General features: G+C 40.3%; 13 protein-coding genes. 3 read left to right on the forward strand and 10 right to left on the reverse strand.

Features of this window, described 5'->3' with window-relative positions; all coding sequences use genetic code 11:
• Positions 1 to 28 precede the first annotated feature (28 nt).
• Complete coding sequence (gorA, locus tag HJP15_RS11520; RefSeq protein WP_054204827.1) at positions 29 to 1,390, forward strand: glutathione-disulfide reductase; 1,362 nt, start codon at positions 29 to 31, stop codon at positions 1,388 to 1,390.
• Between the two features lie 168 nt (positions 1,391 to 1,558).
• The gene (locus HJP15_RS11525; RefSeq protein ID WP_054204828.1) at positions 1,559 to 2,386 is read left to right on the forward strand and encodes a mechanosensitive ion channel family protein; all 828 of its coding nucleotides are present in this window, start codon (positions 1,559 to 1,561) and stop codon (positions 2,384 to 2,386) included.
• 143 nt (positions 2,387 to 2,529) lie between these two features.
• On the opposite strand, the gene HJP15_RS11530 is transcribed toward HJP15_RS11525, so the two are convergent.
• A complete protein-coding gene (locus HJP15_RS11530) occupies positions 2,530 to 3,111 on the reverse strand; it encodes a DUF2799 domain-containing protein (protein ID WP_249365853.1) in 582 nt (193 codons plus the stop codon).
• A gap of 90 nt (positions 3,112 to 3,201) precedes the next feature.
• Entirely contained in the window at positions 3,202 to 5,214 is a 2,013-nt protein-coding gene (locus HJP15_RS11535) for a PAS domain-containing sensor histidine kinase (protein ID WP_170173834.1), read from the reverse strand.
• Between the two features lie 113 nt (positions 5,215 to 5,327).
• Between HJP15_RS11535 and HJP15_RS11540 the strand changes: the two genes are divergently transcribed.
• The gene (locus tag HJP15_RS11540) at positions 5,328 to 5,981 is read left to right on the forward strand and encodes a substrate-binding periplasmic protein (protein WP_170173835.1); all 654 of its coding nucleotides are present in this window, start codon (positions 5,328 to 5,330) and stop codon (positions 5,979 to 5,981) included.
• A gap of 24 nt (positions 5,982 to 6,005) precedes the next feature.
• Here the strand turns inward: HJP15_RS11540 and tldD are convergent, their stop codons facing one another.
• From tldD to HJP15_RS11580, 8 genes are read right to left on the reverse strand one after another with little or no spacing between them, the layout of a single operon-like run.
• Positions 6,006 to 7,445 carry a metalloprotease TldD gene (tldD, locus tag HJP15_RS11545; RefSeq protein ID WP_054204833.1) on the reverse strand — a complete coding sequence of 480 codons (1,440 nt, stop codon included), beginning with the start codon at positions 7,443 to 7,445 and terminating at the stop codon, positions 6,006 to 6,008.
• The gene (locus HJP15_RS11550; protein ID WP_502706982.1) at positions 7,442 to 8,260 is read right to left on the reverse strand and encodes a carbon-nitrogen hydrolase family protein; all 819 of its coding nucleotides are present in this window, start codon (positions 8,258 to 8,260) and stop codon (positions 7,442 to 7,444) included. The genes tldD and HJP15_RS11550 overlap by 4 nt, the downstream gene beginning before the upstream one ends.
• A 10-nt stretch (positions 8,261 to 8,270) precedes the next feature.
• Positions 8,271 to 12,119 (reverse strand): YhdP family protein, encoded by a 3,849-nt coding sequence (locus tag HJP15_RS11555; RefSeq protein ID WP_170173836.1) that lies wholly within the window; start codon positions 12,117 to 12,119, stop codon positions 8,271 to 8,273.
• Positions 12,119 to 13,591, reverse strand: coding sequence for a ribonuclease G (gene rng / locus HJP15_RS11560; protein ID WP_170173837.1), 1,473 nt, complete (start codon positions 13,589 to 13,591; stop codon positions 12,119 to 12,121). The genes HJP15_RS11555 and rng overlap by 1 nt, the downstream gene beginning before the upstream one ends.
• Position 13,592: 1 nt before the next feature.
• Positions 13,593 to 14,162: a Maf family protein gene (locus HJP15_RS11565; protein WP_169326875.1), complete on the reverse strand. Its 570-nt coding sequence runs from the start codon at positions 14,160 to 14,162 to the stop codon at positions 13,593 to 13,595.
• Positions 14,162 to 14,641 (reverse strand): rod shape-determining protein MreD, encoded by a 480-nt coding sequence (gene mreD, locus HJP15_RS11570; RefSeq protein ID WP_054204837.1) that lies wholly within the window; start codon positions 14,639 to 14,641, stop codon positions 14,162 to 14,164. Before mreD ends, HJP15_RS11565 begins: the two co-directional genes overlap by 1 nt.
• Entirely contained in the window at positions 14,634 to 15,476 is an 843-nt protein-coding gene (mreC, locus tag HJP15_RS11575) for a rod shape-determining protein MreC (protein WP_170173838.1), read from the reverse strand. Before mreC ends, mreD begins: the two co-directional genes overlap by 8 nt.
• Positions 15,476 to 16,519: a rod shape-determining protein gene (locus HJP15_RS11580; protein ID WP_016709506.1), complete on the reverse strand. Its 1,044-nt coding sequence runs from the start codon at positions 16,517 to 16,519 to the stop codon at positions 15,476 to 15,478. Before HJP15_RS11580 ends, mreC begins: the two co-directional genes overlap by 1 nt.
• Positions 16,520 to 16,533 lie beyond the last annotated feature (14 nt).

Raw genomic sequence — 16,533 nt, forward strand, 5'->3', positions numbered from 1 at the left:
ATGATCATTTCATCTTTGAGGACTAACTATGGCTCAGCATTTTGACTACATTGCAATTGGCGGCGGAAGCGGCGGGATCGGTTCAGCTAACCGTGCGGCAATGCGCGGCGCAAACGTTGCATTAATTGAAGCAAAACATATGGGTGGCACCTGCGTAAACGTAGGCTGTGTACCAAAAAAAGTAATGTGGCATGGCGCTCAAATTGCTGAAGCAATTAATTTATATGCTCCTGATTACGGTTTTAATGTTGAAGTAAAAGATTTTAACTGGAGTAAATTAGTTGAAAGTCGCGAAGCTTATATTGGTCGTATTCACAAAGGGTATGATAATGGCCTAGCGAAAAACGGGGTTACTGTAATAAAAGGTTTTGCTAAATTTATTGATAGTAAAACCGTTGAAGTAGATGGCGAACTATACACAGCTGATCATATTTTAATTGCCGTAGGCGGTCGCCCTAGCATTCCAAATATTCCAGGTGCTGAACACGGCATTGATTCAAATGGCTTTTTTGAGCTGAACGAGCAACCAAAACGCGTTGCTGTTGTGGGCGCTGGTTATATTGCCGTTGAGATCGCAGGCGTACTACATAGCCTAGGCACTGAAACTCATTTATTTGTTCGTAAAAGTAAACCACTGCGCACCTTTGACCCATACATCATCGACACACTGGTTGATATTATGGCTAAAGAAGGCCCTACGCTGCATACCGAATGTTCACCAAAAGAAGTGGTTAAAGAAAGCGATGGTAGCTTAACCATTCACTTTGAAAACGGTTATAGCCAAAACGTTGACCAAGTAATTTGGGCAATTGGCCGCCAGCCAACAACCGATAAAATTAACCTTGCAGCTGCTGGTGTTGAAGTAAACGAAAGCGGTTTTGTTAAAGTTGATGAATACCAAAATACCACAGCAAAAAATGTTTATGCTGTAGGCGATATCATCGAAGGCGGCATTGAGCTGACACCCGTTGCAGTAAAAGCAGGGCGTACACTGTCAGAGCGGTTGTTTAATAAAGACATGCCAGATGATCTGAAAATGGATTACAGCTTAGTGCCTACCGTGGTATTTAGTCACCCGCCGATTGGAACGATAGGTTTAACTGAGCAAGAGGCAGTCTCACAGTACGGTGAAGAAAACGTAAAAGTGTACAAATCAAGCTTTGCAGCTATGTACACTGCAGTTACCCAGCACCGCCAAGCATGTAACATGATGCTAGTGTGTGCAGGCCCTGACGAGAAAGTGGTTGGCTTACACGGCTTAGGTTTTGCTGTTGATGAAATGATTCAAGGCTTTGCGGTTGCTATGAAAATGGGCGCTACCAAAGCTGATTTTGACGCCGTTGTAGCACTACATCCAACGGGCTCAGAGGAATTTGTGACGATGAGATAAGCCCTGCGCTTATTAACAACAAAAAACCCCTTAGGATTAATTTTCTAAGGGGTTTTTTGTTGTTATTAATGTTAAATTACAGCCATTGTAAAAAGTGCGATGCTTTCATTGTGTTTCATAAAGCGCCCACTATGATAATGCTAAATTTATTCAGCCTATTAGGAAGTTATGATCAAAGATATACTACTACATCCATTTCTTATTTCATTGATAATGCTAACAATTGCATTCATCCTAAAAATGCTTGTTGATAAGTTAGCGCGAAATCGTGCTGAGAAAAAAGAAAAAGACATTCGCTACATTGCACACAACATTAAGCATTTTATTAATTTTGTGATGGTGTTATCACTACTGTTTGTTTGGTCAACTGAAATACAAAACTTTGCGCTGTCTATTGCTGCATTTGCTGTTGCGATTGTACTTGCTACGCGAGAGTTTATTCAATGTGTGATTGGCTTTTTCTACTTGGTAACAACACGGCCATTTAGAATAGGCGATTGGATCCAAGTTGGTGAGTATTATGGTGAAGTGGCTGAAACTGATTGGATCAAAACTACTATGCATGAAATTGATATGCACACCTATCAATTTTCCAGAAAAACCATATATATACCAAATAATAAACTGATCACCAGCCCAATTAAAAATTTAAACTTTGTAAAACGCTTTGCAACACACCACTTTACTATTATCCGTAAAGAAAGCTTTAACCCTTATCCAATTTATGAAAATTTAATGGATGAAGCCAAACGCCATTGTGAAGAATTTGAAGAAGTAGCAAGCCGTTATAATTCAATTATTGAGAGAAAGCTGGATGCTAAAATTTCAGGCCCCGCGCCTGAAATTCATTTTGGCACCACTGAAATAGGTGAGTTTAAAGCAAGCTTTACGCTATTTTGCCCAACAGACAAGGCGCTTCAAATAGAGCATAAACTAACAGAGTGCTTTATGACGCTGTGGTATAACGAGGCAAAAAAACAAGAGACTCGAGGCTAGCCTCTGTAAATCTTTGCGAAGTAATATTTGCAGCGGCATGTTTATTTTTCAGCCAAAGTAGAGCTTAATATTCTCTTGAATTTAGGCCTTAAAATAATACACTTGGTACACATCGCTTTTAAACTTGGTGTGTACCAAGGTTTTTATAGTTCATAGTCAATATGAACTGACGGTAGCTTATTTAACAGTGGAATAAGCGCACGCTCCCTTCTTAAATCATTGCGCTCATCATCAAGATCTCTTCGCTCGTTAATTAGTACTGCACGTTCGTTACTCGATATATTTGCAGCGCTTAATTCGCTTCTGATTACTTCAAGTCGTCTGTTTATTGTGTCTAGCCGATTTTTTATTTCGGTTTTTCTTACTTCGACTTGGTAACGATCATTGCCCTCTTCCCACGCCTTTCGAAATTGTTTGCTGTTGCATACACCATTAAATGACTCACCACGAATACCCACTGCAAAGCCGTTTTCAGGTTTACAATAATATCGCAAGCCATTGTCATAACCTTCTTTATACTGTGCAACGTCAGGTGAAATACCAAACTCCTGACAGGCTGTTACGGTATCAACACCTTGGCTGTAAGTTTTTCCTGATTGGCCATGATCATAGCCAAGCTGCTGCCAATTCGCGTATGCGCACTCTTCTTGCGATAGGCTCGTACAGCCGCTAAGAGTAATAAGGGCTAGGCTAAAAACACATTTTTTAATCATAAAAAATAACATCTGTTTTCATTTGAATATGCAAGCATACTATTCCTTCTTTAGGGCCATATCAATAAACTCAGAAGTTCCCTGTAAATAAACAAGCCCTACCTAACAAGGCTGTACTTCTACATTTTGCTCTCTAATAGGTAACTCAATAATAAAATCTATCCCTTTATTCAGTTCTGAATGGCATGTAATTGTCCCTGCAAACAGCTGAGTTACTAAGTTATAAACAATATGTGTGCCTAAGCCGCAACAACCCGATCCTCTTTTTGAGGTTACAAAAGGATCAAATATCTTATTTTTCATCTCTGGCGTTAAGCCACAGCCAGTATCTTGGTATATGATTTTTATTTTTTGCTGCTCTTGACTGACATTAATAGATATTACCTTTTCTGCGCCCCAATCTTTGAATCCATGAATAATAGAGTTGCAGATTAAATTGGTGTAAATTTGAATAAAATGACTTGGATAACTATCAATCTCTATGCTTTCTGGGCAGTTAATCTTCACGGTACAATTAGATTGCTTTATTTCATGTGAAAGTGATTGAATGATCTGCTCTAAATTTGTGCGTATATTAAAGCGGTAACTTTGCTCTGAAACCTGATCGACAGCAACTTGTTTAAAGCTTGAAACTAATTCCGCTGCACGATGAAGATTATGTTCAATTAATTGGGTTGACTGGGCCATGTTATCTAAAAAACAACCAAAATCACTTTTAGACACTTTCCCCTGAGTATACTTATCTGTCATATTTTTAACTTGTTCTTTAGCATAGCTTGCAGTAGTAATACTCACGCCTAAAGGAGTATTTATTTCATGGGCAACACCTGCTACTAAACCACCTAATGAGGCCATTTTTTCTGATTCAAGCAAGTGCGACTGTGTAAATTTAAGTTCATCCAGCGTATTTTTAAGCATTTGATTACTTTCGTTTAATTTCTCTGTCCTTTGTATCACCTTCTCTTCAAGCTGCTGATTTAGATCGGTTAAAGCTATCTCAGCTTGAATAAGAGGAGTAATTACGTGACCATTAAAAATATAGGCTGCTAGTTTACCTTTATGGTATATGGGTGCGCATTGCCACTCTATGATCTCTTCATTGTTATTGGCGGTGCTTATTTTAAGCCGTATTACATGCTGTTTTCTTGATGATAAAAATTTATCACTAACATTTTTAAAATCTCTATTTTGTGTAAAAAGCTGTTGCCACAGCTGCCCTTTAATTTGAGTATTTTCCATCGCGAGCACTTGCTCAACAGCTTTGTTAAAACGTTGGATTACAAAATTCTCATCGGTACACACCAATAATGAAGACATTGTTTCAATTACTGTTTCAGAAAAATCTTGCTCATCTTGAAGTAGTTCAATAATTTTTTGTCGTTCATTCATTGTTGAGCTTATTTCTTGATGTAAACGATTAAAAGCACTAGCTAACTCATCTAGCTCATCTAGCTCATCGGCTTTATCGTGCTGGCATTTTTCGCGCCCAGGTAAACGTAACTCCGGTACGGAACCTGGGACAAATGGTGTACTTCTTAAAAAATTAACAATAAAGTTTAAGTGTCTGATAAGCAGATAGTACATAACAAGTAACACACAAGCAGAAACAATAATCGTTTTAATAAACTGAATAAATAAAATTAATACCGACTTTCTTAATAACTCACCATAAACCTTCGTTAATGATGCCGAAACATGCAGCTCACCAACGAGTGTCTCTTCATAATATAAAGTGAAACTTGCAGCGAGAACTGAACCTGAATCATCAATTCCAGAATCATAAAAAGTCATCCGCTCACCTTGAATGATCTGCTCTATTTTTAATGAATCAATATCGGGGATATCTTCAACGCCGTGGATCAAAATAGTTAATTGCTCTTCGTCAAAATTCCATAAACTTTGTGCAAGCGGCTTAGTGAAGCTGATATCAATATAACTAAGCGAGCTATTTATTTGTTCAACTCGATTATTAAAATCCCACGTAATTTGTAAAACCGTTGCCAAAGCAGCAAACAATGAGCTAAAAAGTAATATATAGGACAGTAATTTTTTGGATAAATTACTGTGCTTAAATTGAAAAATTAAATCAGACTTTAATGCTGCAAATTGCGGCATATACACATTCTCTCTGCTACTCTTTTATACAACTTTAGTTTATTTTTCGGATTACAAAAAATATGAAAGCATTATTTTTTAAAATCTCAGCTTTATTTACTATAGTGTGTAGTATGAACTTACTAGCGAATGATGCAGGCATCACGTTATACGCAGAAGATGGCTGGCCTCCATACTCATACGCTGACGGATCAGGGATAAGCAATCAAAAAGTTATAGAAGCTTTTGCGCTTGAAGGCGTAAAGGTAAACATTAAAGTGCTGCCTTTCGCTAGAATTCTTAATTTATTAAAAACTGGCAATGCTATTTTAGGCGTAAACGTAGCTAAGACTGATGAGACCAAAGAGCAATTTTTATTTCACAAATCACCTTTATATACCGTTAAATCGCACTTTTACTATTGGCATAATAAACCGCTTATTGTAGGTACTAAAGAAGAGTTAAATAAAAACACTCGCATTGGAGCTATTATTGGTTATGACTACGGTGACTTTATTGATAAGAATGAAGTTGGGCTTAAAATTGAACGAGTTAAAAACCATGAGCAAAACCTTAAAAAGCTTTCCTCTCACCGACTAGATGCACTCATCCTTTTTGACGACATTGCAGGAGAGCTCGTCACTACAAACAACTTAGAAAATAAGCTCATCAAGGGGCCTCCTGGCGATTCAATAGAAATTTTTGTGGCTTTTTCTAAAGTTCACCCTAGCAGCTTGAAGTATCTCGAAATATTAAACCGTGGTTTGACTAAGCTGGATAATCAATAAACCAGCCTAGCCTGATATTTCTTATTATGCTGTACCACCAACCGTTAGGTTATCAATTTTAAGGCTTGGCTGACCCACGCCAACAGGAACACTTTGACCGTCTTTACCACATACGCCTACGCCTTTATCTAGCGCTAAATCGTTACCTACCATCGAGATTTGTTGCATTACCTCTGGGCCGTTACCAATTAAAGTTGCGCCTTTAATTGGTTGTGTGATTTTGCCATTTTCGATCAAGTACGCTTCTGAGGCACTAAATACAAACTTACCTGAAGTAATATCTACTTGGCCGCCACCGAAGTTTGGTGCAAAGATACCCTTTTTAACAGTACTAATTATATCTGCTTGGCTGTGCTCGCCGCCTAACATGTAGGTGTTGGTCATACGTGGCATAGGTAAATGGGCGTATGATTCACGGCGCGCATTGCCTGTTGGGTTTACTCCCATCAAACGTGCATTTAGCTTGTCTTGCATATACCCTTTTAAAATACCGTTTTCAATCAGCACATTGTAAGCCGCTGGTGTGCCTTCATCATCTACGTTAAGTGAACCACGGCGATCGGCTATAGTGCCATCATCTACCACAGTACATAACTCAGATGCGACTTTCTCACCTACTTTACCGCTAAATGCTGATGCACCTTTACGGTTAAAATCACCTTCTAAACCATGGCCAACAGCTTCGTGTAGTAATACGCCAGGCCAGCCTGCACCAAGTACCACTTCCATACTACCAGCGGGTGCATCAATGGCTTCTAGGTTTACTTTTGCTTGGCGAACAGCTTCTTCTGCGTATTCCATCCAACGTGGTTTGCCATCAACTAACTCTTTAAAATAACCATAATCTAAACGTGCGCCGCCACCTGCGCCACCGCGTTCACGTCGACCCTCTTTTTCAAGTAGTACTGAGCAGTTTAAGCGGATCAATGGGCGAATATCAGTAGCAAATGTACCATCGCTTGCGGCAATCAATATCTCTTCATAGACGGCTGACATTGAGCTAATCACTTGCTCTGCATCTGGGGCTAGTTCGCGAATATAATTTTCAAGCTCACGTAACAAACTTACTTTGTCGTTATCGCTCATACTTTGAATTGGCTGTAATGGTGCAAACTGCTGCTTGGCTTTTACATCACTAAAGACTTGAATTGCTTTACTCTCACCCGCCTCGGCGATACTACGCGCAGCTGTAGCGGCTTTGTTAAGCGCCTCAAGATTGATTGCATCTGAGTACGAAAAGCCTGTTTTTTCACCACTTACAGCGCGCACACCGACACCGCGCTCAACATTGTATGAGCCTTCTTTAACTAAGCCATCTTCCAGTACCCATGATTCATGGTGACTAGATTGAAAATAAAGATCAGCGTAATCAACATTATGCTGATGAATAAAACCAAGCGTTTTTTCGAGTTCTTCTCGATTTAGCTGGCTGTCGTGTAATAAATGCTGTTCAACCGTATTCATAATAAATGCTCTCTAAATCGTTGGTGAGATTGCACGGGCATATCTCGACGAATGGCATGTAATTGGTTTAAATCTGGCTGGCAGCCAATAAACCCTATGCCATTTGCAAGCTCACTGAGGACGTCGCCCCAAGGAGAAATAATAATGCTGTGGCCGTATGTTGCGCGGCCATTTTCATGTTGCCCTGCTTGTGCAGCGGCAATTACATAACTTTGTGTTTCAATCGCTCTGGCCTTTAATAAAGGTTGCCAATGCGCTTCGCCAGTGACCGTAGTAAATGCACTAGGCACTAAAATAACTTCAGCCCCTTGACGTTGCAATGCACTAAATAAACCACTGAATCTAAGATCATAACATACTGTGAGGCCGATTTTACCAAATGGAGAATCAACCACGACCACGTTTTCACCTGCTTGTGTGAAGTTTGATTCTCGGTATGAACCCGTGCCATCGGCCACATCAACATCAAATAAATGAATTTTGTTGTACTGCGCTAACACCTCGCCACTGCTATTAAATAGTAGCGATGCTGCAAAATAGCGATCATTTTTAGCACTGATCGGTAATGTGCCTGCTGCTAACCAAATATCATGTAAACGACACAAAGCACTTAATTGCTGTTGATAATAATCACTTTGCTTTGCTACGGCTAATGCATCTTGGCCACTTTTGCCAAACACTAAAAAGCTCTCAGGTAAACACACCAGTAATGGCCGTGTTTTAGGGAGCTTTAAAAGTAGTTGTTTAAGTTGATTGATATTCTCATCTGCACACACGCCTGAGCACATCTGCATAGCAACTATCATTGGTTGCATAATAAAACTCTCATTGAGTGGCTGTCACTGCGGCGTCTTTGAGTGTTAACTCATGAGACTTTTGCGCTGCTTGTGGCTGATTTTGTGCAGCTTGCGGAATAGTTACTTCGCGACTTTTACGATCAACTTCCTGTACAACAGGATCGCTCATACTGCCGCTAACTTTAAAATTTATTTCCGAGATAACCCGCGCAGAATGAAGTACTTTGTCAATCGCCAACGCAGCTAAACCGGTAACAGGGTTTACCATCCACGCAACTATCACGGGAATACTTGAGGTTACTTGCGGGGCAACCGCTAGGTCGTAATCAATTTCCATGGTATTAAGGTTAGTGTGGCCCTTAATGGTTAAATCTGCGGGTACACCATCCATTTTAGTGTCTTGTGTATAAGCAATGCCTTTGTCCAACTGCATAGTGCCTTGCATGCTGTTATAGAAAAATCCCTTTGAAAAAACATCTCTAAAGTCGAGCTTAAGCTTACGCACCAATGAATCTAGGCTCAGTAATGAAAACACCCGCGCTCCACCATCACTTACTTCAGCTAAATGGCCTTCGCCTAATTGCCAATCTAAATTCCCTGATAAACTGGGTATATCAAATTGATAAGGCGCATCTTGCCACGCTAAATCAAATTTAATATCTGCGGTTGAGTCTTTAACTGTGGTGGTTATATCAAATTCATCAAATAATTCACCTATGTCAGTACTTTGCATATTGCCATTAAACTGTGTGAGGCCATTTTTCCATTCGCCTTTTGCGCGTAAAATATGCTTACTTTTATCAACAACTAATTCTGATACCGTTAGTTTTTGCCCATCACCATAAAACGATGCGCTCACTTTATCTAGTTGATAGCTTGCCACTTTACAGTCTGCGCACTCAAATTCTATTGCGGGTAAATCGTTCAACCATGTATAGTTTTCAGGAATTGTTGGTATATTGGAGTTGTCATTTGAAGGCGTAAAGTTAACTCTTAAATAATCAGTAGCAATATGGATAGGACGACTTAATTGCCCTAAAGGAATAAACACCTGCGAGCGTAATTCTTTGGCGTTCAGCTTTAAACTTAAGTCGTTATCAACAGGCGCTAAACGCATTTCGAAATCATTAAATGCAATATCCGCGATCGTTAATTGCTGCACCTTGCCAACCACTTCGCTGAGGGGAGGAAGTACTCCTTGAGCATCAGATGCTGTTTGGTTAATGCTCACTATTTGTTTAATTAAACCAAGCCATGGCAGCAGATCGGTTTGATCTAAATTGATCGCTACCGTTAAGTTTTCACGGTTCAAACCTAAATCTTGTGCCCCTAAAATTAAATGAGCATTGCTGAATTGGCCAGTGTCGTTGGCTAAAATCCCATTAAAGTACACGTTTTTATTGATATTAGCAGTGATCAAGTTTGAAATATTATCGCCTTGAATAACGGCGCTAAGTGGCCAAACTTGCTCTGCATTTTTGGTATAAGGCGCAGGTAATTCACTTTTGAGCCCTTTCAGTTGAGAGCTCACGTTGGCATGATAATTAAAACCATCAGCTAAAAAATTAAGCCCTATATTTATAGCAACTTCACTTTCGCCACTTAAATAGTCTTTTAAAAGACCTTGCCCGTGCTTAATCAAGGTGTGTGCGTTTAATTGTGCTTTAATGTCCACATCACCACGGTAGCTATCTTTGATACTTTTACCATCAAAGTTAACCTTAAGCGGCATACCTAACCACGTTGCTTCGGCATTTTTTAAGCTTATATGGTCATCATTAAAATACAGTTTGCCTGTTACTTGCTCTAATTGTACGCCTGGTTGCGCTAAATAAACGGGGAGTTTGCTTAAGTTAACAACCCCTTTGGCATTTACATTCAGGTCATTTAAATCAACCAACAACTCTATATCCGCACTCGCTTCACCTTGGCCTTGGATCACTTCAAATACATTTGCCAGAGGATCTGCAATGGGGGTGGCTTTAAAAAAAGGTAATAGTTTTTTTACATCTGCTTGCTTGTTAATTTTAACATTAAGAATGTCTGCATCCATTAGATCTGCAATACTCACATGCACTGCATCACCCACGGCCAAATTAACAAGTTCACCTTGTTGAGAGTAAATATCCATACGTTCATTTTCAAAATGCAGCTTTGCGCTACCTTTTGTCACTGCAGGCCAATTAGGCGCAAATTGATAATGTGCTTGTTCAACTTGGGCTAACACTTCAAACTGCCCTGAATTATCAGCAAACGGGAAACCTGTTAATGGCCCTGAAAACAACACTTGCGCTTGTGGTATTTCGCCCCCTTTAATCGCACCAGTTAAATAATCAACTAAACTATTGGTCATAACTGGGAGTGGGAAGTAATGACTTACAATACTCGCGTTAGGAACGAATGCTTCGGCGTATAAATCAAGCCTAGGTTGCCCCCCTAAGCTAAGCTTCATTTCAGCGGCAATTGTTGCCTCATCATTATCAAGCCAAATATTATCACTGCTTATCTGCCAGCCTTGCTCACTGCTAGCCAAATCAATTTGCATATTGAGCTGATTATATTTTATTGGATGACTAAACGTATCGCCGGTGAGTAATTGGTTATGCTCGCCAAATAAGTTAATGCGCCCATAGTCTTGATTTAACAATCCATCAATACGTAAATCTTGCGCGCCTGGAATACCTTGCTTAGCAAGCCAGCCTAGCCGCTGCGCCTCAAACCATAATTGCCATTGCTCAGGAGACGAATATTGAAAGTAAGCGTAATCAACCTGCCCACTTGGTTGAAGGTTGATAAGTTGATCAAGGACTGCAAAGTTGCTTAATTGAGCCAGTTTTGAAACCAAGTCAAAATCAAGTTGCTGTATCCAAAACTGCTTTTGTTTTTTATCTAGCTGCGCTTCAAATTGAAAATCAGGCCAATATTGCTGATCATTTTTAATGCCTAAACCCGTACTTTTTAAACGCCAACCTTGCTGAAATGGATAAAGGTGAAACCCCCCTTCACTTAAGCTAAATTGGTGATTTTTTGTATCTTGCTGCCAATTAATATAGCTGGGTAGCCATTTAACGGTGACATCTTTAATTAAGCCTTTTTCAATACTCACCCAAGACTCTAAATTAATATCTGAATTGAGCTGCTCTTTACTAGCATTAATATATTGCGCAAGCCACTTAGAAACATCAACATTACCAGCTTGTATATAAACATCACCAGCCATGCTTTCTAAAGTAGTGCCAACGAGCGATAAACGCGCATCAAACGTGCCAACCGAAATCCCCGGCAACGCCAAAGTACCACTTCCTAGATGCTGTTCAGGTTCGTTCTGCCAAACAATATTTTCAAGAATTAAACGGCGGTCTTTACCATCTCCCAGCATAAAATTAAGACTGCTATTCTCTACAGCAAAATGCCCGGTTTCACCTAGGAATAAACCTTCAATTAGTTCTTTTTGCTCAAAAGATACATCCGTACTTTTTGAATCCAACATGCTCGGTATATTAACATTGGCATGAAAGCCGTTAATTACAAAGTAGCTGGATTTTAATTGCTGCGTTTTGATGGTTTCCCATACATTTAACTCAAAGCTTGCTTTGGCAATCGTCAATGCTATAGGTGATGTTTGATTATCTTCAAAGGAAATTTCTTCCAATACAATAGAGGGTCCTTTGCCATGCCAACTCGCTGAGATAGCGCCAATTGACAGATTAACGGCAAACTTTTCATAAAGGTAATTTTCTAAGTCACCTTTATAATCATTAGCGTACGGGAGTGTATATTTTAATACGGACACAATAACGGCCAGCAGCACCAATGTTATAGCACAGGCTTGCCATAACTTACGGATACAAAAAAAACAGGCCGTCTTTGCTTTCATTACATCATGACCACATCAAACTGCTCTTGACTATAGAGGCTTTCGGTTTGAATGCTTACTTGCTTGCCAATAAATAATTCAAGCTCTGCAAGGTTATGATATTCATCATTAATCAAGGCCTCACTCACAGCTGGTGCTGCATAAACCATAAATTTGTCTGCTGCATATGCTCTGTTCACACGTACAATTTCACGCAGTATTTCATAGCAAACGGTTTCTACTGTTTTTTGCGAACCTCGTCCTGAACACGCGGGACACACATCACATAAAATATGCTCTAAGCTTTCTCGCGTTCGTTTTCGTGTCATTTCAACTAAACCAAGCGCAGATAAGCCATTAATGTTTGATTTAGCACGATCTTTACCCAGTGCCGACTCCAGTGAATGTAATACGCGGCGTTTGTGATCTTCACTAATCATATCAATAAAATCGATGATGATTATGCCACCTAAATTTCGTAACCTAAGCTGACGAGCTATTGCCGAAGTAGCTTCAACATTAGTATTAAAAATGGTTTCTTCTAAATTCCTGTGACCAACAAAGGCACCTGTATTTACATCAACCGTGGTCATTGCTTCAGTTTGGTCGATAATTAAATACCCACCTGATTTAAGTTCCACTTTACGATGTAGTGCTTTTTGAATTTCGTTTTCAACATCGAATAAATCAAAAATCGGGCGCTCGCCTGGGTAGTATTCAAGCACCTCTGAGAGTATCGGTACAAATTCAGCAGTGAAGGCTTTTAGTTCTTCATATGTTAACTTTGAATCAACTCTAATGCGCTCCATGTCCTCACCTACATAATCACGTAAGGTTCTAAATGCGAGAGTTAAGTCTTCATGAAGGATGCTTTCTTTGCTGGTTTTTTTGCGTTTTGCGACTACTTTTTCCCACAATTTTTTTAAAAACTGTGCGTCGTGGCGCAGTTCAGCTTCGTTTGCACCCTCCGCTGCTGTGCGAACAATAAAGCTGCCATTTTCATCGGAATAATCAGCAACAATATTTTTTAATCGCGCGCGTTCCTCTTCTGTTTCTATGCGCTGACTCACACCCACGTGAGTTGCATCCGGCATAAAAACTAAATAACGCGAAGGAATTGTAATGTCTGTGGTTAAACGCGCACCTTTAGTACCCAGTGGATCTTTTACCACTTGCACCATAATGTACTGTCCTTGACGAACTAGCTCACGGATGTCTTGCACTTTTTTTATTGGTTGATCGTCAACGCCTTCTACAATTGAAGCACTATTAACGATATCTGATGCATGTAGAAATGCAGCCTTGTCTAAACCAATATCAACAAATGCGGCTTGCATACCCGGCAATACGCGACTAATTTTACCTAAGTAAATATTACCAACAATCCCTAAGTTACCAATTCGCTCTAGTTGGATCTCTTGTAATACGCCATTTTCTATCAAAGCAACACGACTTTCACTCGGAGTGACGTTGATCAGTAATTCTATACTCATGTTACCTACTTAAGAATTCGCTTAATAATTTTTCGCATTCATATAAAGGTAAGCCTACAACTGCAAAATAGCTACCTGAAATATGCGTTACAAATCGACCACCTAACCCTTGAATACCATAACCACCGGCTTTATCTTGTGGTTCGCCACTTTGCCAGTAATCCTCTAACTCTTGATCTGATAATGTTTTAAAGTTGACCTGTGTTGTTACCACACAACTCATTACTCGCTCTGGCGTAGCAAACGCTATTGCGGTTAGCACCTGATGCTCTCGCCCTGACAAACGCTTTAACGTTGCCATAAAGTCCGCTTTATCCAGTGGTTTACCTAGCGATTGATTGTCGATAACCACGACAGTGTCGCTGCCCAATACAGGGCGATCGGTGTAACCCATGGTCACGCCCGTTTGAGCTTTTAAGCGCGCTAAACGTTCAACCAGCTCACGTGGAGATTCGTTGCTTAATTGGCTTTCGTCGGCATCCACACTAAATTGCGAAAATTCAATGCCTAGCTGAGTTAGCAATTCTTTGCGCCTTGGAGAAGCTGACGCTAAATAAATGGCGGTTTGCATTATCGGATCCTGAAATGACGACGGTATTTACGCAGCAGCAAGAAAATCCATGGCCAACTTAGCATGCCAGTAACCACTGGCCATAAGTATTGCGGATTAAAATACACATCCATTAAAAAGTGATTCAGCCAAAATTGCATTAAATGATAAAGCGTTAAAAATAGCCCAACCAATATTGCTTGCTGCCAAATCGAGAAGTTACGGATTTTTTGAAAATTACTCGCAGTAACAAAAATACAAATTGAGTAAGTGAGTGAGTTTACACCTAATGGCGAGCCTGATGCTAAATCAATTAAGAGTCCCACCACCCAAGCAGTACCAATGTTTAAACGATGCGGAACCGCCAATGACCAGTACATTAAAACGAGTAGAACCCAGTCTGGACGAAATGGTTCAAATGAAAACGGCAACGGCATCAGTGCCATAATCAATGCAAAAAAGATGCTAAAGCCGATAAGTAATGTGTGTCGGCTATTCATCGCTGATAATTTCCTGTTGACTACGCCATAAGATCACTAATAAGCGAATTCGGTCTAGCTGAGCAATTGGCTCCGCGTATACTTGCGCAAACGGACGCCCTTCATCGCGGTTTATCTCTGTCACAACTGCAACAGGATATCCTTCAGGAAACGTGCCACCAAGACCTGATGTTACCAATACATCACCATAACGTACATCTAGGCTATGCGGTACATGGGAGAGTTTTACTGAGTTTATTTTCCCTACACCTTCCACGACAGTGCGCACATCATTGCGTAAAATGCGCACCGGTGTTGCATGGGTCGTATCTGTCATTAAAAGTACACGAGAGGTTGTTGATCCCACTTTTGTAAGTTGACCTACCACGCCCATTTCGTCAATCACAGCTTGCCCTTCACTAACACCATCAATCGCACCCCGATTGATCACCACTTGGTGACTATATGGGTTTGAATGAACTGACAGTACTTGTGCAATGATTTTACGGTTAGCTTGTTTAGCTGAAGAGCCAAGTAATGCCCGCAGTTTTTGATTTTCTTTGGCTAAAAATTGATATTGCTGAAGTTGTTCACTTTGCAGTAATTGCTTTTGTTTTAATGCTTCGTTTTCGGTTAGTAGTTGATCACGCGTATGCAAGCTTTTAGCACCAAGGCTAAAAACTTCATAGGGTAAATTAGCTAAATACAATAATGGGCTGACTAGTGTATTTAAACTGGTGCGAACCGTGGTGCCGCCTTGTGTATAACGATCGCCTACGATCAGCATGATACTCAACAGCACTGCGACAAAAAGTCGCAGTTGCAAAGAGATGGCACGCCCAAACATTAACTTCATTAGTCGTAGCTAAATACGTCACCACCATGCATATCTATCATCTCAAGTGCCTTACCGCCACCACGTGCTACACACGTTAATGGATCATCAGCAACCACTACCGGAATACCTGTTTCTTCCATTAATAAACGATCTAAGTCTTTAAGCAGTGCACCACCGCCTGTTAGTACCATACCTTTAGCTGAGATATCTGACGCAAGCTCTGGTGGTGACTGCTCAAGAGCCACCATCACAGCGCTTACAATACCCATTAATGGCTCTTGCAGTGCTTCTAAAATTTCGTGCGAGTTAAGCGTAAATGAGCGCGGTACACCTTCAGCAAGGTTACGACCACGCACTTCAATTTCAATCGGTTCATCAGTTTTAAAAGCTGACCCTATTTGATGCTTAATGTTTTCAGCTGTCGCTTCACCAATCAAGCTACCAAAATTACGACGTACATAATTAATGATTGCTTCATCAAACTTATCGCCACCAATACGCACTGATGATGAATACACTACGCCGTTAAGTGAGATAATTGCGACTTCAGTTGTACCGCCACCGATATCAACAACCATTGAACCCGTTGCTTCTGACACAGGCAAACCCGCACCAATTGCAGCCGCCATAGGCTCTTCAATTAAATATACTTCACGCGCACCCGCCCCCATTGCAGATTCACGTATTGCACGCTTTTCTACCTGAGTTGCACCACATGGCACACATATAAGTACACGTGGGCTAGGACGCATAAAATTGTTGTTATGAACTTGCTTAATAAAATGCTGTAACATTTTTTCAGTTACATAAAAGTCAGCAATTACGCCATCCTTCATCGGGCGGATCGCTTTAATATTACCTGGAGTACGACCAAGCATTTGCTTTGCTTCGGTGCCTACTGAGGCAACACTTTTAGGGCCACCAGCGCGTTCTTGACGGATCGCAACAACAGATGGTTCATTAAGGACAATGCCTTCGTCTTTAACATAAATAAGGGTATTGGCTGTACCCAAGTCGATCGATAGATCGTTTGAAAAAATACCACGGAGCTTTTTAAACATGAGGCTGGATGACC

The organism is Pseudoalteromonas sp. NEC-BIFX-2020_002 (assembly GCF_013002825.1).
Lineage (GTDB): Bacteria > Pseudomonadota > Gammaproteobacteria > Enterobacterales > Alteromonadaceae > Pseudoalteromonas > Pseudoalteromonas neustonica.

What these genes read in the sequence shown, in the direction of transcription:
- gorA (WP_054204827.1), top strand. Translation starts at nt 29, where the DNA reads ATGGCTCAGCATTTTGACTACATTGCAATTGGCGGCGGAAGCGGCGGG.
- HJP15_RS11525 (WP_054204828.1), top strand. Translation starts at nt 1,559, where the DNA reads ATGATCAAAGATATACTACTACATCCATTTCTTATTTCATTGATAATG.
- HJP15_RS11530 (WP_249365853.1), bottom strand. Translation starts at nt 3,111, where the DNA reads ATGTTATTTTTTATGATTAAAAAATGTGTTTTTAGCCTAGCCCTTATT.
- HJP15_RS11535 (WP_170173834.1), bottom strand. Translation starts at nt 5,214, where the DNA reads ATGCCGCAATTTGCAGCATTAAAGTCTGATTTAATTTTTCAATTTAAG.
- HJP15_RS11540 (WP_170173835.1), top strand. Translation starts at nt 5,328, where the DNA reads ATGAACTTACTAGCGAATGATGCAGGCATCACGTTATACGCAGAAGAT.
- tldD (WP_054204833.1), bottom strand. Translation starts at nt 7,445, where the DNA reads ATGAATACGGTTGAACAGCATTTATTACACGACAGCCAGCTAAATCGA.
- HJP15_RS11550 (WP_502706982.1), bottom strand. Translation starts at nt 8,260, where the DNA reads ATGCAACCAATGATAGTTGCTATGCAGATGTGCTCAGGCGTGTGTGCA.
- HJP15_RS11555 (WP_170173836.1), bottom strand. Translation starts at nt 12,119, where the DNA reads ATGAAAGCAAAGACGGCCTGTTTTTTTTGTATCCGTAAGTTATGGCAA.
- rng (WP_170173837.1), bottom strand. Translation starts at nt 13,591, where the DNA reads ATGAGTATAGAATTACTGATCAACGTCACTCCGAGTGAAAGTCGTGTT.
- HJP15_RS11565 (WP_169326875.1), bottom strand. Translation starts at nt 14,162, where the DNA reads ATGCAAACCGCCATTTATTTAGCGTCAGCTTCTCCAAGGCGCAAAGAA.
- mreD (WP_054204837.1), bottom strand. Translation starts at nt 14,641, where the DNA reads ATGAATAGCCGACACACATTACTTATCGGCTTTAGCATCTTTTTTGCA.
- mreC (WP_170173838.1), bottom strand. Translation starts at nt 15,476, where the DNA reads ATGAAGTTAATGTTTGGGCGTGCCATCTCTTTGCAACTGCGACTTTTT.
- HJP15_RS11580 (WP_016709506.1), bottom strand. Translation starts at nt 16,519, where the DNA reads ATGTTTAAAAAGCTCCGTGGTATTTTTTCAAACGATCTATCGATCGAC.